Source organism: Cyanobium sp. ATX 6A2 (assembly GCF_024346355.1).
Classification (GTDB): Bacteria; Cyanobacteriota; Cyanobacteriia; order PCC-6307; family Cyanobiaceae; genus NIES-981.
In genome coordinates this window covers 109,931-134,172 of sequence record NZ_JAGQCU010000001.1, presented here as the reverse complement: position 1 = coordinate 134,172, position 24,242 = coordinate 109,931, and the positions used below count along the sequence as shown (strand labels likewise).

Annotated in this window: 17 protein-coding genes; 4 read left to right on the top strand and 13 right to left on the bottom strand. The window is 71.0% G+C overall.

Features of this window, described 5'->3' with window-relative positions:
* Window positions 1-112 precede the first annotated feature (112 nt).
* On the bottom strand, window positions 113-1,138 hold the full coding sequence (locus tag KBY96_RS00660) for a hypothetical protein (RefSeq protein ID WP_254977280.1): 1,026 nt from the start codon (window positions 1,136-1,138) through the stop codon (window positions 113-115).
* Window positions 1,139-1,148: 10 nt separating this feature from the next.
* A complete protein-coding gene (locus KBY96_RS00655; protein ID WP_254977279.1) occupies window positions 1,149-3,221 on the bottom strand; it encodes an endonuclease in 2,073 nt (690 codons plus the stop codon).
* Window positions 3,222-3,418: 197 nt separating this feature from the next.
* Here KBY96_RS00655 and KBY96_RS00650 point away from each other — a divergent pair, with 197 nt between their 5' ends.
* Complete coding sequence (locus tag KBY96_RS00650) at window positions 3,419-4,624, top strand: S8 family serine peptidase (RefSeq protein WP_254977278.1); 1,206 nt, start codon at window positions 3,419-3,421, stop codon at window positions 4,622-4,624.
* 33 nt (window positions 4,625-4,657) lie between these two features.
* Here the strand turns inward: KBY96_RS00650 and gltS are convergent, their stop codons facing one another.
* The 3 genes from gltS to KBY96_RS00635 are packed head-to-tail and all read right to left on the bottom strand — an operon-like array spanning window position 4,658 to window position 7,490.
* Window positions 4,658-5,896 (bottom strand): sodium/glutamate symporter, encoded by a 1,239-nt coding sequence (gltS, locus tag KBY96_RS00645; protein ID WP_254977277.1) that lies wholly within the window; start codon window positions 5,894-5,896, stop codon window positions 4,658-4,660.
* 8 nt (window positions 5,897-5,904) lie between these two features.
* On the bottom strand, window positions 5,905-6,819 hold the full coding sequence (gene lipA, locus KBY96_RS00640; RefSeq protein ID WP_254977276.1) for a lipoyl synthase: 915 nt from the start codon (window positions 6,817-6,819) through the stop codon (window positions 5,905-5,907).
* Window positions 6,820-6,827: 8 nt separating this feature from the next.
* Complete coding sequence (locus KBY96_RS00635) at window positions 6,828-7,490, bottom strand: recombination mediator RecR (protein WP_254977626.1); 663 nt, start codon at window positions 7,488-7,490, stop codon at window positions 6,828-6,830.
* Between the two features lie 111 nt (window positions 7,491-7,601).
* Between KBY96_RS00635 and psbP the strand changes: the two genes are divergently transcribed.
* Both psbP and KBY96_RS00625 read left to right on the top strand, forming a co-directional pair.
* Complete coding sequence (psbP, locus tag KBY96_RS00630) at window positions 7,602-8,168, top strand: photosystem II reaction center PsbP (RefSeq protein ID WP_254977275.1); 567 nt, start codon at window positions 7,602-7,604, stop codon at window positions 8,166-8,168.
* Window positions 8,165-9,325: an FAD-dependent oxidoreductase gene (locus KBY96_RS00625; protein WP_254977274.1), complete on the top strand. Its 1,161-nt coding sequence runs from the start codon at window positions 8,165-8,167 to the stop codon at window positions 9,323-9,325. Before psbP ends, KBY96_RS00625 begins: the two co-directional genes overlap by 4 nt.
* A 22-nt stretch (window positions 9,326-9,347) precedes the next feature.
* On the opposite strand, the gene KBY96_RS00620 is transcribed toward KBY96_RS00625, so the two are convergent.
* From KBY96_RS00620 to KBY96_RS00610, 3 genes are all read right to left on the bottom strand, one after another.
* Window positions 9,348-10,253: an LCP family protein gene (locus KBY96_RS00620; protein WP_254977273.1), complete on the bottom strand. Its 906-nt coding sequence runs from the start codon at window positions 10,251-10,253 to the stop codon at window positions 9,348-9,350.
* Window positions 10,254-10,312: 59 nt separating this feature from the next.
* Window positions 10,313-12,124 (bottom strand): ABC transporter ATP-binding protein, encoded by a 1,812-nt coding sequence (locus KBY96_RS00615; protein WP_254977272.1) that lies wholly within the window; start codon window positions 12,122-12,124, stop codon window positions 10,313-10,315.
* Between the two features lie 129 nt (window positions 12,125-12,253).
* On the bottom strand, window positions 12,254-12,619 hold the full coding sequence (locus KBY96_RS00610) for an RNA-binding protein (RefSeq protein ID WP_254977271.1): 366 nt from the start codon (window positions 12,617-12,619) through the stop codon (window positions 12,254-12,256).
* Between the two features lie 347 nt (window positions 12,620-12,966).
* On the opposite strand from KBY96_RS00610, the gene KBY96_RS00605 reads away from it, so the two are divergent.
* The gene (locus KBY96_RS00605) at window positions 12,967-13,167 is read left to right on the top strand and encodes a hypothetical protein (RefSeq protein ID WP_254977270.1); all 201 of its coding nucleotides are present in this window, start codon (window positions 12,967-12,969) and stop codon (window positions 13,165-13,167) included.
* On the opposite strand, the gene KBY96_RS00600 is transcribed toward KBY96_RS00605, so the two are convergent.
* The 5 genes from KBY96_RS00600 to KBY96_RS00580 form a co-directional block, all read right to left on the bottom strand.
* The gene (locus KBY96_RS00600) at window positions 13,157-14,905 is read right to left on the bottom strand and encodes a DEAD/DEAH box helicase (protein WP_254977625.1); all 1,749 of its coding nucleotides are present in this window, start codon (window positions 14,903-14,905) and stop codon (window positions 13,157-13,159) included. The two genes, KBY96_RS00605 and KBY96_RS00600, sit on opposite strands and share 11 nt — an antisense overlap.
* A gap of 203 nt (window positions 14,906-15,108) precedes the next feature.
* Window positions 15,109-15,525, bottom strand: coding sequence for a phosphomannose isomerase type II C-terminal cupin domain (locus KBY96_RS00595; protein WP_254977269.1), 417 nt, complete (start codon window positions 15,523-15,525; stop codon window positions 15,109-15,111).
* A gap of 13 nt (window positions 15,526-15,538) precedes the next feature.
* Entirely contained in the window at window positions 15,539-17,197 is a 1,659-nt protein-coding gene (locus KBY96_RS00590; RefSeq protein WP_254977268.1) for an AAA family ATPase, read from the bottom strand.
* A complete protein-coding gene (locus KBY96_RS00585) occupies window positions 17,194-20,913 on the bottom strand; it encodes a UvrD-helicase domain-containing protein (RefSeq protein WP_254977267.1) in 3,720 nt (1,239 codons plus the stop codon). The genes KBY96_RS00590 and KBY96_RS00585 overlap by 4 nt, the downstream gene beginning before the upstream one ends.
* The gene (locus KBY96_RS00580; RefSeq protein WP_254977266.1) at window positions 20,910-24,242 is read right to left on the bottom strand and encodes an exodeoxyribonuclease V subunit gamma; all 3,333 of its coding nucleotides are present in this window, start codon (window positions 24,240-24,242) and stop codon (window positions 20,910-20,912) included. Before KBY96_RS00580 ends, KBY96_RS00585 begins: the two co-directional genes overlap by 4 nt.

The following is a 24,242-nucleotide window of genomic DNA, read 5'->3' as shown; positions in this document are numbered from 1 at the left end:
GCCGTGAGCCTGGCAGAACCTTCAGCTCAGCTTGAGCGTTTCCTCGCGCATCCGGCGGATCATCTCTTCACTCCAGGCATCGGCGGGTTGGCTGGGTGCGCCTCATTCCGCTTCACTGCGCTCCTCTCACCACTTGCAGGAACCGGTTGGCAGCCGCCTTGTAACCCTCGCTGGTGGCGTGCAGCTCATCGGCCCACTGGTTGGGCAGGATCGATCCGCGCAGATTCACATACACCCCACGCCCATAGTCGGCGCACACGCGCTCGGTGAGGCTGTTGAGGCGATCCAGCAGCTCCCGCAGCACAGCGCTGCCGAAGGCGTTGTCGGTGAAGCCCTTGGCCCGGAGCGGGCCGCCCGTCCAGTCACGGGCCCAGAATGGCCTGTGGGGATCTCCATCGGGCAGGCTGCGCACCTGCACGTAGTCGTAGCCGTGGAGATAGATCCGCAGCTGGGGATAGGCCAGCGCCGGGAATACCTCGTCCACACTGTCGAACAACCGCCGGTAGGCGGATTCGATGAAGTCCAGCCGCTCCTTGCAGTCCGGAGTATCCAGGTGCCAGGCCGGCGTCTGTGAGGCATCCAATGGCTTCACGATGGCCTGCAGTGCTGGAATTCCGTCTTTCCCCTCCCCGATCACGTCGTTGCCGGCGCCGGAGAAGAAGAACCCGCGCACATCCAGGCCCCGCAACAGGATCAGCCGCTTGAGCTCCGTCAGGTACTCCGGGCGCCTGAACACCATGTTTTCAAGGGTATCGCCGGCGGTGCTGGTGCAGTGGATGTTGAAGTCCGCGCCCAGATGGTGGATCAGCTCCTGGATGAACACCGGGAACTGGAACCAGGAATCCCCTTCCGCATAGATCGTGGGCAGCGCCGGGCGGCGGTTCAGATCCCGCTCGAACTGACGACGCCGACGTTCTTTGGCCCACCGGTTCACCACATCGCCCAGGACCTCCGCCCGGATCGCCGGACCGCCCAGAGGTGGGGTCAGGTCGACGCTGTCCGACCGTGGGGTGAGGGCCGGCGCGAAGGGCCGCGACTGATCCGGCCGAATCTCGAGATAGTCGGCGAGGGTCTCCTCCGGGATCTCCAGATTCAGAAATCGCTCCTCCAGTTCGCGGAGGGTGATCGGTGTGGTCATGGCGGTGCGCTCAGGAGAAGGCGATGCGATCGGCCCAGTCCGGCCGGTCGATCAGGGGGTTGCGATTGCCCTGTCGGGCCTGGATGGCGGCATTGCGGTGCTGTTCGTAGAGGTCCGGCGGATCCTCCCGGTGCCAGGCGAGCAGGGTGGGCACCCGCTCCAGGGGCATCTCCCCTGGCTTGTCACCTACCTGGCCGGGATAGCGGAGCAGGAAATAGAGCACGGCCCGTGCCACCGCGCCCCGACCACGCATCGGTTCAAAGTCGCGCCCTTCGCGCCGACCGCACTGATCCATCACCGCTTCCAGCGGATCGGCGAAGCTGATGTAGGGGCAATTGCCGCGGAAGCTGTTGCAGCGCATCTCGCAGGTGAACAGGTGGTGCAGGTCGCCGCGCATCGGCTGGCGCCGCTCAAACCACGACTGCGGCACCACGTGTTCGCAGTTGTAGGGGAGGGCCGCTTCCAGCAGGGCCTCCTCCAGCGCCCTCTGTTCTTCAGACGGATGCTGTTCCCGGGCCATGAACTCCTGCAGCCGCAGGCTGCGGGCGGCTTCGATGCGGAAGTCCTCGCGGATGATCGTCTCTGGGTCGAAGTCCTGCCCGGAGTAGATGCTGCGCAGGCGTAGGTCGGGATGCAGATCGATCCAGGGATAGAGGTGGCGTGCCGGCGCGTAGGACACGGGCCGCTGGTGGGTGGTGGTCAGCAACGCACCCAGCGCCGCAGCCAGGGCGGCGGGCTCCGCGCCCCCGTTGATGGGCTGGTAGTACGCCTCGATCGCGGCCGCATCGGCCTCGGCGTCGTAATACGGCCGCTGCCGCGCCTCGGCCAGTTCCTGCAGGCAGGCCCGCAGCTCGGCGGAGGCGGCCGGTTCAGTGGCCGGCGCCGCAGGCTGCGGCAGGGCGGCGTTCGCTGGTGTGGCGGCCTGCGGGCCTTCGCCTGCTGGCCAGGCCAGTCTCACGCTCACCTGCAGAGGCAGGGTCCAGGTCACCGTGCCACCTGGCAGCGCTTCCCCTGAAACCGTGCCCTGTGGGTCAAAGCCCCTGGCGGCCCCTCCCGCAGGGGCAGTGGATGGTGCCTGCAGTCTCGGTGGTTGCGGCTGGGGCGGCGGCGTGGCGCTGAACATGGTGTCCACGCCGGATTCCCAGGGAGATCCCGGTGCGGCGCGGCCGCGGATGTGGGCCACCAGCTGGCTCACACGCACCCCTTCGTTGGCGATCCACTTGATGCGGTGCTCACCCATGAAGGGCAGCCAGGGCTGACCGTCGATGGCGACAATGTCGCCTCGGGCGTCTGTGGCCGGTACGCCCGAACGGTGCAGGGCCACCACTTCCCATTGGTCGTTGAACACCGGCGATCCGGAGGAGCCCGGTGCCGTGTCGGTGAGGTAGTGAAGGTGGCGTTCGAGCTCATCCACCACCTGGTTTTCCCGGATCGCCAGTTGTTTCGGCTCGCCATTGGGATGCTGGATGATGTTCACCCACTCCCCCACCAGTAACTTGCCCTGCTCTTCGATCAAGGGGATCCAGCCGAAACTCGTCAGAGCCGGGTTGTTTTCCACTGCCACCAGGGCATAGTCAAGGTCGCGGTCGCTGAGGTAGAAGCTGGTGGGGTCCAGTTCAAGCACCAGGCTGGATTGAAGCCGACCATCGAGATGGAGTTGATAGTTAAATTCCGCCTTGCTGATCGCCGCCACCTCAGCGCTGGGCAGCACGTGATGGTTGGTGAGCAGCAGGCTGGGCCCCACCAGAAAACCGGTGCCGTAGCCGCCGCCGATGCCTCCCGACCGGCCGATCTGTATACGGGCCACGGCCCGGGATTTCTGCCAGCCGTCCTCCAGGAAGCGCACGCTCATCAGGTCATTACGACCCAGCACGCGCTCCAGCCCTCGTTCCACCGAGGAGCCCGAAGCACCTCGCCCGCCCCGGATGCGTGCCAACCGCGCCTCCACCAGCGACGTGGGGTTGGCCTTGGCCAGTTGCCCCTGGTTGATCAGGGCGATGTGCCGTTCTCGCCGGCTGGTCGAGTTGTCGTAGCGCGAGCGCGTGTCGTCGAGCAGTGCCTGGAATGCGGGATCGATGCTCATGGTGTTTCCCAAGTGATCACTGGCTTGGATGATCACCGGCCTGGACTCTGCTGGGAATCTGAACAGAGATATGTCTTTGGTTCACAAATCGGTGTGCTCCAGATCACCTCCTGCTGTTGGCCCCCGGGTTCGGCTTGACGGTGTCCTGTCACCATGGCTAGCACCGGACTATCCAGCAGGATTTGTGGTGCTTACGCATGGGTACTTCACAGGACTTCATTCTTCTTAGGGATCTCAACCAGGGCCGCCGCACCAGTGGTTTCTCCGTCCCTTCGAGGGGCCTTCCCGGCCTGGAGAGTTTCGGCGTCACGCCGTTTGCCGATCTGCCTCCCGAGCCCTCGATTGCCCTGGAGAGCCTGGATGCCAAGGATCTGCGCGAGGCGACCCGTGATCCCGATGTGCTCAGCGTGGCCCGTTCCATCCCCATCCGGCTGGTGGAACCCGCCAGCCGCGTCGCCACCACCGCGGTGGCCGGCGACACCTGGGGGGTGCGCGCCGTCGGTGCCAACCGCACCGCATTCGACGGCAGCGGCATCACCGTGGCGGTGCTCGACACCGGCATCGACCGGACCCATCCTGCCTTCACGGGAGTGACCCTCACCGAGGAGGACTTCTCCAGCTCGGGCAACGGCGATCCCAATGGGCATGGCACCCACTGCGCCGGCACGATCTTCGGCCGTGACGTAGACGGCCAGCGCATCGGTGTGGCCCGGGGGGTGAGCACAGCCCTGATCGGCAAGGTGCTGGCCGATGACGGCGGCGGCAGTTCCGAGATGCTGTTCAACGGCATGGAGTGGGCCGCCCGCAACAACGCGCAGGTGCTCTCGATGTCGCTGGGGTTCGACTTCCCCGGCATGGCCGCCCGTCTGGTCCAGTTCGGCTGGCCCACGGAAGCGGCCACCAGTGCTGCCCTCGAGGCCTACCGGATGAACCTGCGCATGTTCGATCAGCTGCTCGCCATGATCGAAGCCAGGGCTGCCTTCAATGGCGGCATGGTGGTGGTGGCTGCCAGCGGCAACGAGTCCCGTCGTCCCCAGTACGAACTCGCCACGGCGGTGCCGGCAGCGGCCCAGGGTGTGATCTCGGTGGGTGCCCTGGGCGAGAGCTCGGCCGGTCTCACGGTGGCCTCCTTCTCCAACACCAACCCGGTGCTGGCCGCTCCTGGGGTGGAGGTGGTGTCGGCCGCCACCGGCGGTGGTCTGGTGGCCCTCAGCGGCACCAGCATGGCCACGCCCCACGTGGCCGGCGTCGCCGCCCTCTGGTGGCAGGCGATCCAGGACCGGAGAGTGCCGGTCACGGCCGCTGCTGTCAACGCCCGCCTGCGCGCCACCTCCACTCTGAATGGCCTGGCTCCGGGAGTGGATGTGCTCGATCGGGGTGATGGCCTGGTGCAGGCACCCTGATGGGCCGGACTCCCACCCAGGCCAGCGGCGGTTTCAGCCCAGCCAGTTGATGAAGCGCTGGATCACCAGCGAGTTGCTGATGTCCACGAAGAAGCCCGACACCAGGGGCAGGATCAGGAAGGCGCGCTGGGCTGCGCCGTAGGTCTGGGTGACGGCGGCCATGTTGGCCATCGCCGTGGGGGTGGCCCCCATGGAGAAGCCGCCGAAGCCGGCGCAGAGCACAGCGGCCTGGTAATCACGGCCCATCACCCGGAACACCACCAGCAGGGCGTAGCCGAAGGCCATCACGAACTGCACCGCCAGGATCACCAGCAGCGGCCCGCCCAGCCCCTGCAGGGTCCACAGCTGCAGGCTCATCAGCGACATCGCCAGGAACACCCCCAGGGCCGCATCCGACACCACCGACAGGGCGGTGCTGTGGGCGGGCCAGGGGATGCGCACCAGCCGGGGGATGGTGTTGGTGAGGATGATGCCGGCGAACAGGGCACACACGAACAGCGGCAGCTTGCGTCCCTGATACGACAGGCTGGCGTAGATCAGCTGGCCGAGGGCCAGCGACACGTTCAGCCAGAACAGGGTGGCCATCAGCCGGAAGCTGGTGATCGGCGGCCCGGGCTGGGCCGTTTCCGCCATCGGGTCGCGCAGGGAATCGCGATCTGAATCGCTCTGGGAGTTGCCCAGAGAAGCGCGCGACGGCGCCGGCGGCGGAGCGCGACGGATCAGGATCCTGGCGATCGGTCCACCCATCAGGGCCGAGAGGATCAGCCCGAAGGTGGCGCTGGCCGCACCGATCTCCACAGCGCTCTGCACGCCGTGGAGATCGGCGAAACGCGGCCCCCAGGCGATCGCCGTGCCGTGGCCGCCCACCAGCGACACCGAGCCGGCGAGCAGCCCCACCAGGGGATCCAGCCCCAGCAGGCTGGCCATGGCCACGCCGGTGAGGTTCTGCACCACGATGTACACCAGCGTGGCGGCCAGCAGGATCAGCAGTGGCTTGCCGCCGGTGCGCAGGGTGCGCACGTCGGCGTTGAGGCCGATGCCGGCGAAGAAATAGAGCAGCAGGAAATCCCGCACCGCCAGATCGAAGCCCACCTCCAGGCCGCCCAGGTAATAGGCAGCGCCCAGCAGCAGGCTCACCAGCAGGCCGCTGGCCACCGGCTCGGGGATGTTGAACTCCCGCAGGGGCCGGAAACGGCGGTGCAGCAGCTTGCCCGCCGCCAGCACCATGATCGCCACGTTGAAACTGGCGAAGGCGCCGATCTCGATCTGCATGGTGGGGCCTAGCCCTCGTCGCCGGCGTGGTAGCTGGAGCGTACGAGCGGGCCGCTGCGCACCTGGGCGAAGCCCATCTCCCGGGCCCTGGCGCCCAGCTCATCGAACTCCTCCGGACTCCAGTAGCGCGCCACCGGCAGATGGCTGAGGGATGGGCGCAGGTACTGGCCCAGGGTGAGCCGCTCACAGCCCACGGCGCGCAGATCGGCCAGGGTGGCGAGCACTTCGTCGTGGCTCTCCCCCAGCCCCAGCATCAGGCCGCTCTTGGTGGGGGTCTGGGGGGCCAGCTCCCGGGCCGCGGCCAGCAGGGCCAGCGAACGCCGGTAGGTGGCTCCCCGGCGCACCTCACCCTGCAGCCGCTCCACCGTCTCCAGGTTGTGGTTGAAGCACACCGGCCGGGATGCCAGTACCGCCGCCAGCCGCTGGCGCTGGGCCCTCTCCCCCGCCGCCGGATCGCGGTGGCCGCCCCAGAAGTCGGGGGTGAGCACCTCGATCGCCACCGCCGGGCTGCGGCGGCGGATCGCCGCCATGGTCGCCGTGAACAGGCCGGCGCCGTGGTCGGCCAGGTCGTCGCGGGCCACGGCGGTGAGCACCACGTAGCGCAGGCCCAGCACCGCCACCGCCTCGGCCACCCGCTCGGCCTCGGCCGCGTCCACCGGCACCGGGGCCTGGCCCTTGTCCACCTGGCAGAAGGCGCAGCTGCGGGTGCAGATCGGCCCCCCCAGCAGGAAGGTGGCGGTGCCGGCGGCATAGCACTCGCCCCGGTTGGGGCAGCGTCCCTCCTCGCAGATGGTGTGCAGGCGCTGCTGCTTCACCACCCCCTGCACGGCCTCCAGCGCACTGGCGTTGCCGATCGGCGAGCGGATCCATTCCGGCAGCCGTTCGACGGGGGGAATGGGGCTGTAGCGGCTGGGGGGTGTCATGGGGGCGCTTACTCCACGGGCCGGCGGCCCTCGAAGGCCCGGGCCAGGGTCACCTCATCGGCGTACTCCAGCTCGCTGCCCATCGGCAGGCCGTAGGCGATCCGGCTCACCTGGGTGAACGGCCGCAGCAGGCGAGCCAGGTAGAGGCTGGTGGTGTCGCCCTCCACGCTGGGGGTGAGGGCCAGGATCACCTCGTGCACGTCCGGGTCCGGCGGCGGCTCGATCAGCGCTGGCTCGGGCCCCGTCAGCTCGGTTGGCGGCGGTTCCTGGTGACGGCCAGCACCGCCCTGGCCGGCCACCCGCCGCACCAGCGGCTGGATCTGCAGCAGCTCCGGCCCGATGCCGTCCATCGGCGAGATCAGCCCGCCCAGCACGTGGTAACTGCCCCGGTATTCGCGCGTGCGCTCCATGGCCAGCAGGTCGCGGGAATCGGCCACCACGCAGATCTGGCCCGTGCGGCGCTGGGGGTTGCGGCAGAACTCGCAGAACGGTTCGGCAGAGAGGTGGAAGCAGCGGCGGCACTGGCCCACCTGGCTGCGGGCCGCCAACAGGGCGTCAGCGAAGCTGCGGATCTGCTCCTCGGGCTGGCGCAGCAGATGCAGGGCCAGGCGCTGGGCCGTGCGCGGCCCGATGCCCGGCAGCCGCTCGAACTGGTCGATCAGCCGGGCCAGTGGACGCGTGTAGCCGCTCAGGGCCGTGCTGCTGCTCCTGGGAATGTAGGTGGAGCGGCCAGCAGAATGGCCGCATCGCCCCCGCTCCCGCCCCGCCCGGACGCCCCCGCCATGACGACGACCCGATCGCTGCTCCCCCGGCCCCTGATGCGCGGCCTGCTGGCCGTGCTGCTGGCGGTGTCCCTGGTGGGCTGCAGCGCAGCGGCGGCCGGCCTGAACAGCTTTCAGAGCCCCGATGGCCGCTACGCCTTCCTCTATCCCACCGGCTGGACCCGGGTGCAGGTGAGTGGCGGCCCCCAGGTGGTGTTCCACGACCTGATCAACAGCGATGAAACCCTCAGCCTGGTGGTGTCGGAGGTGAACCCCGACAACGACCTCAGCAATCTGGGCAGTGCCGTGGCGGTGGGGGAGAGCCTGCGCCGCAACGTGATCGCTCCTGAGGGCAGTGGTCGGGCAGCCGAACTGGTGCAGGCAGAAGAGCGCCAGGAGGGCGGCCGCACCTTCTACGACCTGGAGTACGCGGTGCATCTCCAGGATCGCGACCGCCACGAGCTGGCCACGGTGGTGGTGGACCGGGGCCGTCTCTACACCTTCGCCGCCAGCACCAACGAGACCCGCTGGAACAAGGTGAACGACCTCTTCCATCAGGTGGTGACCTCGTTCACCCTGCTGGTGTGAGCCCCGATCAGGGTGGCGATGCCGATGTGGTGGTTGTGGGCGGCGGCCTCGCCGGCGCTCTGCTGGCCCTCGAACTGGCTGGCCGGGGCCTGGCCACCGAGCTCATCGATGCCGGGTCGCCCGATCCCGGATCCCCCGATGGCGGCGCCTTCGCCAGTGCCACGGCCTGTGCCACCGCCCTGAGCTATGGCGCCATGGCGCCCTGGGCCGCGCCGTTCACGCCCATGGGCTGGCTGATCCGCGGGGGCCCCGGCCGCTGGCGCCAGCTGCAGCGCCGCCATGGCCCCCTGGGTTGGCAGCGCGCCTGGTTCCGGCCCGTTGGCGAGGGCGCCCCCCTGGGCGGCCTCCTGCCCCTGCCCTGCAGCCGGGTTCAGGCCCGGCTGCTGGTGTCCCGCTGGCCCGCGGTGCTGCGGGCCGCGGGGGTGCGGCTCAGCACCGGGCGGGTGACGGCGCTGGAGCCAGATTCCGAAGGTCAGGGGGGCTGGCTGCTGCGGCTGCAGCAGGGGGCGTCGCGCCGGGTGCCCCAGCTGGTGCTGGCCGCCGGCGCCGGCTGCAGGCCCCTGTGGCCGGCGTTGCCGCAACGGTTGCGGGTGAGCTGGGCCGGGGTGCTGGAGCTCGACCCCCGCCCCGGACCCGGGCCCGCCGGTGGAGGCCTGCGGCTGCCGGCACGCTTCAGCCGCCTGACCCTGGAGGCCCGCGCCGCTGAGCTGGGGCAGGAGGCCTGGACGGTGGATCCCGGCCTGCTGAGCTGGGACGACGGCTGGCTGGCGGGCCAGATCAGCCTGCTGCGCCCGGGCCTGGAGCCCGGCGAGCCGCCGGACGTCGACCTCCAGGAGCGGCGCCTGCGGCAGGCGCTGAGCGCCATCGATGCCGACCTGGCCAGCTGGCCAGGGCGCTTCCGTCAGGTGCCGGTGAGCTTCTGCCCGGGGGGTCTGCCCCTGGTGGGCCCGGTGGCCCCGCCAGGGCTGTGGCTGTTCAGCGGCTTCAGTGGCGCCTTCGCCCAGGTGCCGGTGCTGGCGCCCCTGCTCGCCGACTGGATCGCTGCTTCTGGGGGGCCGACCCGCGACGCCCAGCCAAGCGCCAGCGACGCCAGCCGGCGCCTCCACCACCTGGGGGTGCTGCCGGATCGGGTGCTGCCGTCAGAACAGCTGTCGTAACGGCTCAGGCTGTCGGCATGGCTCAGTAGGTGTAGCGGCCGGCGTCACGGTCGTCTGCCCGGCCTGAGGCTTTCGGCCAGGTGGCCTCCCAGTAGCTGATGCCATCGAGATAGAAGGGGTATCCGTCGAGCCGCTCCACCTGCAGATCCGTGGTGCCCATGGCGGTGATCAGTCCCCCCAGCTCCATCGGCCCCAGGTCGGTCTGAATGTCCTTGCCCACGGCCGCCAGCACCATCGGCAGCCGCACCAATTGGTCGGGCCGGGTGAGCTTGCGGAACAGGGCGTGGAGGGCGAGCTGCTGGCGCTCGATGCGGCCGATGTCGCCCATCTCGTCGTGGCGGAAGCGCAGGAATCCCTCCAGATCCCGGCCCCGCAGGTTCTGCAGGCCGGGCTGCAGGTCAATCGTGAGGCCCTGGCTGTTGTCCACGTAGTACATGCGCTTGGGCACATCCACCTCGATGCCGCCTACGGCATCGGCCATGCGTCGGATGGCCCTGAGATTCACCACCATGTAGTGGCTGATGGGCCGCCCCAGCCGCTGTGACAGCTCCCGCTTCGCCATCTTCGCCCCCCCGATCGGGTAGAGGGCATTCACCTTCTGGGGCCCGTAGCCATCCAGTTCGATGTAGGTGTCACGCGGCACCTGGGTCACCTTGGTGGTGCCCCCGTCGATGCGCACGCTGGCGATCACGTCGGTGAGGCCGCCTGCCTCATCGGTACCGAGCAGCAGGATGTTCTGGTCCCCCACCCGGCTCCAGGAGGCGAAGGGATTGATGATCCGCTGGCTCTCCTGCAGCGGGTTGTCGCTCAACCACTCGGCCAGGGGCATCGACAGCAGCAGCCCACCGCCGAGGCCCAGGGCCATGGCCAGCAGCAACGGGCCTCGCCGCCCGCGCCGGCGCGTCTGTCGACCTGGCGCACGGCTCATGGAATCAACGCTAGGGGAGCTTGGATTGCCTGCGCGCGGCCTTTGACGGCTTGTGGTTCTCATAGGGCCAACCGTTCACCGCTGCGCAGTCCGGCCTGCACACGCCAGAGATTGGCATAGGCGCCATCGGTGTCAATCAGGTCCTCATGGCGGCCACTCTCCACGATCCGGCCCTGTTCCATCACCACGATGCGGTCGGCATGGCGCACGGTGGACAAACGATGGGCGATCACCAGGGTGGTGCGCTCAGCTGTGATCAGATCCAGAGAGCGCTGGATGGCGGCCTCGGTGTCGTTGTCCACCGCAGCGGTGGCCTCATCGAGGATCAGCACCGGAGGGTTCTTGAGGATGGCGCGGGCCAGGGCGATGCGCTGGCGCTGGCCGCCGCTGAGCCGCTGCCCCCGCTCGCCCACCACGGTGTCGTACCCCTGGGGCAGGGTGGCGATGAAGTCGGCGGCTTCGGCCAGCTGGGCGGCCCGCTCGATCGCTGCCCGCGGCGCCTGGAAGCTGCCGTAGGCGATGTTCTCGGCCACGCTGCCGTGAAACAGGAACACCTCCTGGCTCACCAGGCCGATGGCCTGGCGCAGGTCGTCGAGCCGCAGCTCGCTGATCGGCGAGCCGTCGAGGCGGATGCAACCGGCCTGGATCTCGTAGAGCCGCAGCAGCAGCTTCACGATCGTGCTCTTGCCCGAGCCGGTGGCGCCCACCAGGCCCAGGGTGCTGCCGGCCGGCACCACCAGGTTGAAGTCCTGCAGCAGGGGCTCCCGGCCGCTGTAGCCGAAGCTCACCCCCTCGAAGCGGAGGTCCCCCTTCACCTGCCCCAGGGGCAGTGGCCGGTGGCCGCCTGGGATGGTGATCGGGGTGTCGAGCAGATCCAGCACCCGATCAGTGGAGGCCATCGCCCGCTGGTAGTCGTCGAGGGTGCGCCCCAGGGTGGTGAGCGGCCAGAGCAGCCGCTGGGTGATGAACACCAGAAAGGCGTAGCTGCCGGTGGCGATCTCGCCCCGCCAGGCCTGCAGGCCGCCGATCACCAGGATGGCGATGAAGGCGAACAGAATCGCGTAGCGGATCAGCGGCACGAAGGCGGCCGAGAGGCGGATGGCGCGGCGGTTGGCCACCCGATAGGACTGGCTCTGCTCCCGTAGCCGGCCCAGCTCATGCTGCTCGGCCACGTAGCTCTTGATCGTGAGCATGCCGCCCAGGTTGGTGCTCAGTCGGCTGGCCAGATCGCCGGCCTGCTCCCGCACCGCGGCGTAGCGGGGCGCCAGGCGCTTCTGAAAGCGCAGCGAACCCCAGAGGATCACCGGGATCGGCAGGAACGACACGCCCGCCACACCGGGCGAGAGCATCACCATGGCGCCGCCCACCGCCAGCACGGTGGTGATCAGCTGCAGGATCTCGTTGGCGCCGTGGTCGAGGAAGCGCTCCAGCTGGTTGATGTCGTCGTTGAGCACGGCCATCAGCCGGCCACTGCTGCGGGCCTCGAAGAAGGCCATGTCGAGCCGCTGCAGGTGGTCGTAGGCCTCCAGCCGCAGCTCGTGCTGCACCGTCTGGGCCAGGTTGCGCCAGAGCACGCCGTAGAGATATTCGAACAGCGACTCGGCGCTCCAGATCAGGAACGACAGCACCGCCAGCAGCCCCAGCTGGGACGGCACGGTGCTGAACCCCAGGTCCGCCAGCCAGGAGCGGTCCTGCTGCACCACCACATCCACCGCCAGGCCGATGAGCACCGGTGGGGCGAGGTCGAACAGCTTGTTGAGCACCGAGCAGCCAGCGGCCAGCCACACCAGGCGGCGATGGGGCCGCAGGGTGGTTAGCAGGCGGGTGAGGCCGTTGGCCGGGAGGGGATTCCGCTGCAGGGCGGGCACCATGGGCAGTTGATCAATGGGCAAGCTTCGCGCAGCGACACCGCCACTGAAGCGGCGAAAGAAACCCCCCGACCGAGCTGGGCTCCGCCGGGGGGCTCGGTTGAGAGCGGACGCAGCGGGGCTGCGCAGCGATCACCAGCGCTTGTCGCCGCCGCCGCCACCACCTCCGTAGCCGCCGCCGCCGCCGCCGCCGCCGCCGCCGCCACTGCGGTTGCCGCCGCGTCCACCGCCGCCACCGCCGCCACCACCGCCGCCTTCGCGGGGGGTGGCTTTGTTGACACGGATCATGCGGCCCATCCACTCCACATCCTGGAGGTCGTCGATGGCTTTCTGTTCGTCGGCCTCCTGGGCGAGTTCAACGAATGCGAAGCCACGCTTGCGGCCGGTTTCGCGATCAAGCGGGAGGCTGCACTGACGCACCTCGCCGTACTGCGCGAAGAGATCGACAAGGTCTTCCCGTTCGGCCTGGAACGAGAGATTGCCCACGTAAATGGTCATTAATGAAGCAGAACCTGGAACTGGTCGTTGGGGATTCTTCTGATGCCGGGGTTCTGAGGGATGACCAGATGGACCTGTGAAACAGATGGACTGAGGATCAGGAAACCTGATCGCCAGTTGGACCTGATGGGCAGATGAACCTGGGCGTGCCTCAGGGAGCCTGAACGCCATGGAATCGCCCCAAATCCTACGTCGGGATGGGGCGGTTTGTGGCGATCCATGAAGTGCCCAGGACGACAGTTCGGGACGAAAGCGGTGGAACCCGGCTACGCTTCCTCTGTCAGCGAATGCTGATCTCACTGCTCCCGCGCCACCCAGCCCGGTCACCGCCACCCGCCAACCCTGTGATGACGGCCCCTGCCCCCTGGAGCCTCGCCTGGAGCGAGGATGGAGAACTGGCTCCGCAGGATCGCTTCGACCTGCTGCAGAGCCTGGTGCAGACGGAGGCGCTGGACGTTCAGTGCTCCCTGATCGCGGCGCTGGAATCGATGAGCACCGGTGACATCACGTCGGTGTCCCTCGGTGATGTCACCGGTCTCAGCTCTTGAGCCGGCTGATCTGCAGCGGCTTGCTCAGCACCCGCAGGTCCCGCAGGGTCTGAAACACCTCCTCGGGCATGCCCCGGGGCAGGTCCACCGTGCTGTGGGCGTCGAAGATCTGGATGCGGCCGATCGACTTGCCGTTGAGGCCGGTTTCATTGGCGATCGCACCCACCAGGTTTCCCGGCTTGATCCGGTCCCGCCAGCCCAGCTCCACACGGAAGCGCTCCATGTTGTCTTCAGGGGGACCCTGGGGCCGCTCGCCGCGGTCGGCACGGCGGGGCTCCCGGCCGCGATCCCGGCCACTGCTTTCGCGTCCATGGCCCTCACGGCCGGGGCCTTGGGGCCGCACGGTGGTGAAGTCGTCGTTGCCCTGCAGCAGCAGGGGCTTGCCGGTCAGGCTCAGTTCCAGGGCCGCCAGTGCCAGGCGCTCGGGGCTGCAGGTCTGCTCCTGGGCCACCCGCTGCAGAATCTCGCTGAGCAGAGCCCGCTCTTCCTCACGGCAGCTGCTCTCGTTGAGGGCAGCGGTGAGGCGTTGGCGCAGGCGGTCGAGGCGGTGCTGGTTGATGGTGGCGTTGCTCGGCACCTCCATGGGCTCGATCGGCTTACCCGCCGCCCGCTCCAGCCCGCCCAGGAAGCGGCGCTCCCGGGGGGTGAGGAAGAGGATGGCTTCACCGCTGCGCCCCGCCCGGCCGGTGCGGCCGATGCGGTGCACGTAGGCCTCGCCGTCAAAGGGGATGTCGTAGTTGATCACCAGGCCGATGCGGTCCACATCCAGGCCGCGGGCCGCCACATCGGTGGCCACCAGCACGTCCACCTGGCCGCTCTTGAGGCGCTCGATCGTGCGCTCCCGCTGGGCCTGGGGCACATCGCCGTTGAGCACGGCCACGTCGTAGCCATCGGCCTCGAGGGATTCGGCCACGGTGAGGGTGATCGCCTTGGTGCGGGCGAAGATGATCACCCCCTCGCCGCCTTCGCTCTCCAGCACCCGCTCCAGGGCGGCCAGCTTGTGGGGGGCGGGAACGGTGAGGTAGCGCTGACGGATGCGCCCCGCGTCAGCGGCCTTGGTGCGGATCGTGACCTCCGCCGGGCTGTTCAGGTACTGCTGGGAGATCCGGCGGATCTCGGCCGGCATGGTGGCCGAGAACAGCACCACCTGGCGCTGCTCGGGCAGTTGTCCCAGCACCCACTCCACGTCGTCGATGAAGCCCATGCGCAGCATCTCGTCGGCTTCGTCGAGCACCAGGGCCCGCAGGCTGGAGAGGTCGAGGGTGCCCTGGCGCATGTGGTCCATCACCCGGCCGGGGGTGCCCACCACGATCTGGACGCCGCGCCTGAGCTGGTGGATCTGGTCGCGGAAGTCGGCGCCGCCGTAGATGGCCACGGTGCGCACCTGCGGCAGCTGGGCGGCGTAGCTGTTGAAGGACGCGGCCACCTGCAGGGCCAGCTCCCGGGTGGGGGTCAGCACCAGCACCTGGGGTGTGCGCTGCTCGGGATCAAGGCGGGCCAGCATCGGCAGGGCGAAGGCCGCCGTCTTGCCGGTGCCGGTCTGGGCCTGGCCCACCAGGTCGCGGCCAAGCAGCAGCTCGGGAATGGCCGCCTTCTGGATCGGGGAGGGTTCCGTGTAGCCGATCGCCGTGAGGGCGTCGAGCAGTTCGGTGGCGAAGCCGAAGTGGGCGAAGCCACTGGGCTGGGGCAGGGTTTCGGTGGGGTCGTTGAGACCACCACCGTTGGTGGGTTCGATCAGGGAAGTCAAAAAGGGGGTCCTCGGGTGATGCGTGCAGCCCGGATCCCAGCGCCTGGGGGCTGGTGAGTCCTTCAATGCAGATCCGGCAGCTACCCAGAGGAGCCCGTTGAAGCCCCGCGAAACTTTCTGCCTTCTGTCTGCCTTGCCGTTGTCTGGCCGTCCGTGAATCGCGGCGGCCCAATGGAGAGCTGGTGAAAATCTTATCAGCCGTTCCCGCACTGCCCCGGTCCGCGCCCGAAGTCATCGGCCAGCCGTTCGATGTCGTCCTCGCTGAGCAGGTTGCCGCGCTGTACTTCGATGATCACCAGGTCGCCGCGGGTGGCGCTGGCCCGGTGAATCGCACCCACCGGGATGAACAGCGTGGTGCCCGCCCTGGCCTCCACCTGCTCCCCGTTGCACTCCAGCCAGCCCTCGCCCTCCACCACCACCCAGTGCTCGCAGCGCTGGTGGTGGCGCTGCCGGCTGATCCGCAGGCCGGCGCCGATGCAGAGCCGCTTGAGCAGGTAGCCGTTGCCCCGACCGAGAGTTTCAAACCACCCCCAGGGGCGATGCACCCGCGGCGCGCACGGATTGGGCCGGGGCAGGGGCTGCCGTGGAGGTTGGGTGGAAGGGGAATCCATGCGCTGGCCAGCCTCAGCCCGGGGTGATCAGCCACGCCTGCTCGCGGGCGCGGGTGAGCCCGGTGTAGAGCAGGCGGGCGTCCCAGTCACGGCCAGGCGGCAGCAGCAACCACACCGTGCCGTACTGGCTCCCCTGCGACTTGTGCACCGTGAGGGCCAGGGCCGGTTCGGCCTGCCCCAGCCGGGCCGGATGCAGCAGGCGGCCACCGGCGAACAGCACCCGTCGCTCGCTGCCGCTGCCCACCAGCACGCCCACATCGCCGTTGGCCAGACCCTGCTCGGGCAGGTTGCGCTGGTTCAGCACGGGCGTGCCGAGGGGCCAGTGGGCGATGGGGCGGCCGGCGGCCTCCCCCAGCAGCTGCTGGTGCAGGCCCTGTACGCCCCAGGGCCCCTGGCGTAGCGGGGTGAGCGCCACGCAGCCTTCCAGCTCACTGAGCAGCGGCCCCCAGGCGTCCTCCGCCTGCGCCTCCCCAGCCAGCCAGCTCACGCCCTCCGCCAGAGCGGCCAATCGCTTCTGGTGCTGGCGCAGGGCGGTGATGGTGTCCGCCGGGGGCTGGCGCGACGGTGCCTGCCTCCAGCGCAGGTTGTCGCCCGGGTCCAGGCCCTGCAGGCGGGACGCGAGCAGCTGCAGGGGGCGGGGGCCGGCCAGGCGCAGATCGGCGGCCACCGCGGCGATTGCGCCGGCATTGCGGTAGGTGGTGCCCAGTTCCACGGCGGCCGACCCCAGCTGCTCCAACCAAGGCGGCTGCACCAGCTCCTGCAGCACCGGCCCTGGCCCCACCGGCGGCAGCTGGGCGGGATCCCCTACCAGCACCAGCCGGCAGGCCGGTGGCAGGGCCTCGAGCAGGGCCGCCATCAGGGGAAGATCCACCATCGACAGCTCATCCACCACCAGCAGATCCAGCTCCAGGGGGCGCTGGGCATGGCGCGCGAAGCGCTCGCCGCTGCTCTCCAGCAGGCGATGCAGGGTGGAGCATGGGGCCGTCAGCAGCGGCTCGGCCAGCGTTGCGCTGAACCGGCGGCCATCCCGCTCGATCGCCTCCCGCAGCCGTGCCGCCGCCTTGCCGGTGGGAGCCGCCAGCTGCACACGCAGCCCTGGCCGGTGCCGCAGCAGGGCGGCGAGCAGCTGCACCACGGTGCTGGTTTTGCCGGTGCCAGGGCCGCCGCTGAGCAGCAGCAGCCGTTGGCTGAGGGCTACCACCACCGCCTGTTGCTGGCGCGCGTCGAGCCCAGCGGCCGCCGCCTGCTGGCGGGCCGCGTCCAGCGCGGCGGGTTGCGGTGCCTCCGGCAGCGGGTTGTGGGCCCGCTGCACCAGCTGTGTGAGGGTGTGCTCCAGCTGCAGGTGCCAGCGGCGCCAGCGCAGCCGATTCCCCACCAGCACCAGTGGCGCCTCGGGGGCCTGCTCGAGGGCGCTGGCCCGCACCGCCAGGGGGGAGTGCTCCAGGGCCTCGCGGTAGGCCTCGGGCCAGCCCTTGGGATCGAGACCCTCCGGCGCTTCAGCGGCGAGATCCAGCTCCAGGGCCCCGGCCTCCAGGGCTGCCCCGAGGGCGGCGATCACGGCCAGGAGCAGCGGATCCACCGGGGCGCCGGCCCCGCAGAGGCGCGGCAGGGCCTCGGCCAGGGCACTGGCGAGGATGCCGGCGGCCGGCGCAGCCGGGATCGACGGTCTCATGGGGCGCCCTCGCGCAGCAGCCCATCGAGGGCCAGCAGCCGTGCCAGCGGCGGCCGCTCCACCAGCATCCCCGGCACCACCCCCCCCTCGTCGGCCAGGGTTTCGGCCCGGGCTGTGGCGCCGGGCACACCGCGTAGAAACACATAGGCGTAGCCGCCCAGGTGGCGTTCGGGGGTATAGCCGGGCAGGCGCCAGTGCAGGTAGCGGTGCAGGGCCACCAGATAGAGGTGGGCCTGCAGGGGGTAGTGGCTGACCGCCATCAGCTCCGCCATTGCGGCCAGACCGTAGTGGGCCGGGCCGCAGGCCAGGGTTGCCCCGCTGGCGTCGCGCTCCCCCAGCCAGTTGCTCTTCCAGTCGAGTACCCACCAGCGGCCGTCCTGGCGGAACACCAGGTCGATGGAGCCGGTGAGAAAGCCGCGGCTGGCGATCTCGAGACTCTCCAGCCGGCTGGCGTAGGGCCGATCGAAGAGGCCGCCCGGATGATCGCGGAAGCAGCGAGCCAGGGTGGCGCTGCGCACCCGCCGCAGTTGGGCCGCCGGCGCCGGCGGATTGCCCGGCTGGCGGGGAACCGCCAGGGGCAGGTCGAAGTGCATCTCGTTGAGCCGTTGCGCTGGCGCCAGCCCGGCCAGCCGGAAGCCACCCAGGGCGCCGCCGAAGGGGGTGAGGCGCAGCCGCTCCAGCGCGCCCGCCAGGGGTTGGGCCAGCTCTGCGGCGAGCCCGGCCCGCTCCAGCTCCTGGCGGATCAGGGCCAGAGCTTGCGGCGTTGCGGGGCTGTGGCTGTAGTCGAGCTGCTCAAGAATCCTGTGCAGGGCCTCACCGGGGCCGGCGCCGCGGGGGAAATCGGCCAACGGTCCCCGGCGTTCCCACGCGGCCGGGTCAGTCGCTGGGCCATCAGCGGAACCATCGCTGGTGTCGCGCCCCTCCTCCCGGGCTGCCGGCGCCAGGCTGCTGCCGCCATGGGCCCAGCTCGAGTAGCTGCTGCGGCCCCAGCTGTTGTCGAGGCGGTGACGGGGAAGGGGGCCGGCCTGCAGCTCTCCCTCCGGCGCCGGCGGCAGCCAGCGTTCGCCGGCGCCGGGCAGGCCGGCCGGCTCGAGCCTGTGCAGCGGCAGCTCCGGCTCGCCCCGCAGGCCATCCTCCGCCAGCAGCCAGGGAGCGAGGGGATTGGCGCCATGGCGGGCCTGCTCCCGCCAGCCCAGCACCAGCAGGTGACGGGCCCGGGTGGCGGCCACGTAGGCCAGGCGCTCCGCTTCCTGCTCGGCGGCGGCCAGGTCGGCGCGGGCGGCGCGGCGGCCTCTGCCCCAGTGGGGGGAGCGGTGCAGGTCGAGGTGGGGGGCCGTGGCCCCGGGCGGCAGCCAGCGCCGCCCCAGTTCGCTGGCGTTGCTGGTGGGGGCCGCGGGGGCCCGCCACAGAAACGGGCAGATCACCACCGGATACTCCAGACCCTTGCTGCGGTGCACGGTGACCACGGCGATGGCGGCATCGGCGGCGGTGCTGTGGAGCTGGTGTTCCTCGGGCACGCGCCGATCGGGATCGAGGCGGATGCGGCGCAGCCAGTCGGCCGCGGCCGCGGCCCCCAGCCCCAGCTGGTGCATGCGCTCCTGCAGCAGTTCGGCGGCCTGCTGCAGGTCGGCCAGCAGCCGCCCCCCCAGCGACAACCGCGCCAGCCCCTCGGTGCTGAGCAGCTCCCCCAGACAGGCCAGCAGGCCATCGCGCTCCAGCCGCTGGGCCAGCTGGGCCAGCTGGTCGGCCAGCTGCTCCCAGGCCGCCTCCGGTGTCGAGCCGAGCTGCTCGGCGCTCCAGCCCAGCAGCGGCGAGGCCGCCAGCAGCCGCAGGCGGCCCGGGTGGCCCGGATCGGCGAGGGCATCGAGCAGCCGTTGCAGGGCGGTGGCCGCCTCGCTGGCGAACACATCACCGCGGCTCACCAGCCTGCTGGGCAACCCCCGTTGCTCGAGGGCGTGGCGCAGCAGCTCGGCCTGGCGGTGGGTGCCCACCAGCACGCAGAGATCCCCGGGGCTGAGCAGCCGCTCCTGCCGGCTGCCATCGGGCCGGGGCGCGCTCAGGCGCAGCCGCCGCCTGAGCAGCTGCAGGCAGAGGCCGGCCACTTGCTGGGGCTGGCGGTCGTCGTCGTCCAGGGGCAGCAGCTGCAGCGGCGACTCGCCGGGCTCCAGCAGCAGCTCGCCCTTCTCCGCCCGCGCCTGCACCGGCGGCACATCCAGCTGGGAGCGCACCAGCCCCGCTGTCATCAGCCCATTGAGGGCCTGCACCAGGGCGGCGGCGGAGCGGCGGTTCTCGCGCAGGCCGTGGATGCCATCGGCCCGCTTGCGTGCCAGGCGGTAGGTGGCCAGTTCACCGCCGCGAAAGCGATAGATGGCCTGCTTGGGGTCTCCCACCATCACCAGCAGATGGCGGGCCGGTTCCCCCGCGGCGGCCACGAAGGCCCGTTGCAGGATCCGCCACTGGATCGGATCGGTGTCCTGAAATTCATCGATCAGGGCCACCCGGTAGCGGCTGGCCACCGCTGCCAGCAGGGACTGGTGGCGATCGCCGTCGGGGCCGGGATCGAGCGCCGCCAACAGATCGCCGAAGCCCAGCCGTCCCCTGCTGGCGCGGCGCTGGGCCAGTTCCCGGCGGCCGTGGTGCAGGGCATGGCTCACCACCAGTTCCAGCGGGCCGTCCACCAGGGCGGCGATCGCCTCCAGCAGCGGCCGCTCCGGCAGGGTCACCTCCGACCCCGGCATGGACTCGCCGTCAAAGCCGGCAGCCAACTTGGTGAAGGGGCCGGGGTGGAAGTAGTCGCGCAACAGCGCCTGCTCCAGCACTGCGGCGTAGCTGGGAATGGCACCGTCCTGGCTGACGGCGCTGATCCAGGCGTCCAGCTTCGCCACCCGGTTGCTTGTGGGCCTGGGGGCGTAGGGCTTGGTGTCGCTGGCGCCGCGGGAGCGCAGGTCGGTGGCGGCCGCGCAGAAGGCCCGCTCCAAGGCCTCACCCCGCTCGGCCCAGAGGGCGGCGAAGGCCTGCCAGCGCTTCCGCCACAGCCCCGGCAGCTGCGCCGCCAGGGGCTCGCTGGCCTGGATCTCGGCCGGCAGGGGATCGAGCTCCAGGGCCGGATCGCCATCGAGCCGCTCCAGCAGCCGCTGCAGCCGCTCCGGCGACAGACCCTGCTGCTGCAGGCCCGCCAGCAGATCCGGCGGCAGGCTGAGCAGGTGCTGCTGCCAGTAGTCGTGAATCACCTGGGCAGCCCGTTCGCCCTCGTCGTGTTCCAGCTCCAGGGCCGGACCCAGGCCGGCCTCCAGGGCCTGGCGCTGCAGGGTGCGGCGGCAGAAGCCGTGGATGGTGGTGATGTCGGTGCGATCGAGGGCCTCCAGGGCCAGCAGCAGCAGCCCCCGCAGCCGCTCCAGGGCCACCGGCGCGTCCGGCTGGGCTGCGCGCCAGGCGGCCAGCACGGCATCCGTTGCCACGGCGTCGGTTTCCAGCGTGGCCAGGGCCGCCTGCAGCCGCAGGGCGATGCGGTCGCGCAGTTCGGCCGCGGCGGCCTCGGTGAAGGTCACCACCAGCAGCCGCTCCAGGGGCAGGGGGTCGAGCGGGCGGGTCACCAGCCGCAGCACCAGATGGGCCAGGGCGAAGGTCTTGCCGGTGCCGGCGCTGGCCTCCAGCAGCTGCACCCCCGGCTCGAGGGGGAAGCTGTTGGCCTCGAAATCAAGCACCGGTGGGCTCATCGGCCCCGGCCATTCTCCACGCTGCGGCGCTCCAGCAGCGGCTGCAGCAGCGCCAGGGCCGCGCAGCAGAAGCGCTCCTCCACCAGCGCGATGGCCGTGAGCGCGGCGCCGAAACAGAGGGCCATCACCTCCTGCTCCCGCTCGCCCGCTCCGGCGAAGCCCCCCTCCCAGGCGCCGCGGGCGGCCTTCAGGCCGCTGCCGGCTCTGCCCAGCTCCGCCTCCGCCCAGGCCCAGCCCGTGCGCGGCGGCACCGGCCAGCAGCTGGCGCGGTGCTGCTCCCGCAGCTCCCGCAGCTGTTCCAGCTGGGCCAGGGCTGCGCTGGCCGGCAGCGGGGCGAGGCAGCCGAGCTTCCGGAACCGGTGGTTGTCGCGGCCCACCAGCACGGCGCTGCCGGGCTGTTGCCCCGCCGCGCAGGCCAGCAGCAGGGCCAGCCACAGCTCCAGCCACTGGGCCGGCTGCGCCCTGGCGGTGTGGGCCAGCACCAGGTGCTCCCCCCGCCAGCTGAGCCCCGCCACCAGTCCGGCCGCAGCGGCCTCGGCCTGGCGCTGCTCGCCCAGCTCGGTCAGCACCGCCTGCAGGGAGTCCCAGCGCTGGCTCAGCTGCTGCGCTTCGATCACCCCGGCAGCTCCCGCCGGCAGGGTGCCGCGGCCCCGCTGCTCCGCCTGCCAGTCGGGGCTGCTGCCGGCTGGGATCTGCTCCTGGGGGATCATCGACGCCCGCAGCAGCCGGGCCCGCTCCCGCTCCGTCAGGCTCAGGGGCTCGAGGTCCAGCACCTGCTGGTCCCATTCCTTCGGTCGCAGGCCCAGGCTCTCCAGCCAGCGCTGCTGGGGGGCCTGCAGCCAGGCCAGCAGGTCGCCATGGCCGGTCTCGGGTGTGCCGCTGAGCGGGGCTGATGTGGCCGCCAGGGGGGTGGGCGGCACGGGCCGGCTCCGCTCCAGTAGCTGGCGGGCCTGCAGCAGGCGCCGGTCGCTGCAGATCGGCGGCCATTCTCCCTCCGGCAGGAAGTTGCGCCGCTCCAGCGGATTGGCGGCCGGCTCGCGCAGGAGCCGGGCCATGGCCGGCTGGCCCAGCTCCTGCTCCAGCAGCGTCAGCCATTGGCGCACGGGCGTGCAGGGCATCAGCTGCTCACCGTTGCGGCTGTCGCGGCTGCTCCAGGTGATCAGCAGGTGCTGGCGGGCGGAGAGCAGGCTCTCCAGCAGCACGTAGCGGTCCTGATCGGCGGGGCTGGGATCCCCCAGCTGGCGCTGGTGCTCCAGCAGGTGGAACCCGGGGCGCTCGCGTTGTCGCGGGAAGGCGCCGCCGTCGAGCCCCATCAGCACGATCACCCGGTGGGGGATGGCCCGCATCGGCTCCAGGCCGCTGATCGTGAGGGCGCCGGAGCGGTGCCCGAAGCGGCCGCTGTCAGCGGCCAGCCGTTCGCCCAGCACCTCCGCCAGCACCGCTGCCGGAACCGTCAGGGAGCTGCTGCCGGCCACCGCGAGCCAGTCGGCCACGGCGGTGTGGATCGGCGGCAGCTCCCAGGCCCGCTCGCCGCCGCCTGCGAACAGGTCGCTCAGCAGCTGCCGCAGCACTGGCCCCCAGGCGGCCGGGGTGCGCGGCTGGGCCAGTTGCCTGAGGGCATGCCGCAGCCCCTGCAGCAGCCCCAGCCAGCGTGTCTGCTGCTCCAGGCTGGATCCCATCGCCAGGGGGGCGGTGGCACCCGGTGCCAGGCCGGGCTGCTCCGGCAGCACGAGCCCCAGCAGCAGCCGGTCGATCGCCCAGCTCAGGCTGTGGTTGCGGTCGCCTTCGCGGGCGCCGGCGTCGAGGCCCCAGCGGAAGCCCGCCCGCTGCAGCAGGGCCGTGATCGCGCCCGCTTCGTCGGGGTCGATGCCATGGCGGATCAGCAGTGGGCCGCAGGCCAGCAGCCCCTCCAGGGCGGAGGCGGTGAGCCGCTCGCCGCCCAGCTCCAGCAGGGCCAGCAGGGCCTGGGCGATGCCGGGATCGCTCTGCTGGCTGCGGTCGGTGAGCCGCCAGGGCAGGGCCACGCCGGTGGCACCACCATCGGCGAACACGGCCGCCACCAGGGGCGCGAAGGCATCCACCTGGGGCGTCATCACCAGCACGTCGCGGGGAGCGAGGCTGGGGTCGTCGGCCAACAGCTGCAGCACCCGGTCGCGCACGATCTGCACCTCGCGCAAGCGCCCCGGGCAGGCCAGGAACTCCAACGACTGATCGCCAGGCCGCAGCTCCAGCCCGGGGCGCTGGGCCGGATCCACCAGCTGCTCCTGCAGCTGCTCCAGCAGGCTGGGGTTGCGGCCGCTGCCCTCGGCGGCCGTGGCGGCGCCCAGGAACAGATCGCGCTCCTGCCACTGGCCGAGCTGGGCCACGCCGGTACCCTCCAGCAGCTGCTGGAACTCGGCCCCCAGCCGACCGAAGCGTGCCTCCAGCCGCGGCACCTCCAGCAGCCATGCCTCCCCCAGGGGCGCACCGGTGGCCTGGTCGCGGCGGCGCCAGAGCTCCCGGCAAGGGGTGAGCAGGTAGATCTCCACCTCCACCAGGCCGGAGAGGGCCTGGAGCAGCTCCACCTGCAGCGGCGCCATGCTGCTCAGGCCGAACAGACGCAGAGGATCGGGCAGGGCACAGGCCAGCGGCATGCCCCCGGCGGCGGCTCGACGCAAACGGGTGATGGCGGCCTGCACCCGCAGCCCGAAGGGCTGCCGCTCCAGGCGATCGGCCAGCTGCCGCAGCAGCAACGGCTGCCAGTGCTGCTCCGCCGGCAGGGGCTGACCGCCACCATCGAGCGCCTGGCCGGCCAGCCAGGCCGTCAGCATCGCCGGGCGGTAGAGGGTGTAATCGTCAACGGCATCGGCGATCCCCCGGCCCAGCTGCCAGAGGGCCCGATCCAGTTCCGGTTCGCCGTTGGTCTGGCCGGCTGCAGCCCCCTGGGGCGCTGCCCGTCGCTCCAGCCAGCGGCGCAGCGGCGCGGCCTCCGGCCGGGCGATCAGGGCCGGCAGCAATTCCAGCAGCGGCCACACTAGCTCACTGGCGCGCCAGGGATCCCCACCGCCCGAAACGGCGGCGGCGGGGTCGTCGGCCAGGAGCCGATCCACCAGCTCCCGCAGGTGCTGGCCGGGGAAGGGGAAGCGCAGATGGGCGGCCACCCCATCGGCGAAGGGGGTGTCGGGATCGCCCAGCCCCAGGGCCAGCTGCTCCCCCAGCCAGCGGCTGGTGGGCCAGGTGTTCACCACCACCTCCACCCGCTCAAACGGGCCCGGTGGCCGCACGCGCAGCTGGGCGGCCAGGAGGTCGGCCAGCCATTCGATCCGGTTGCTGCGGAAGACGGTGAGCAA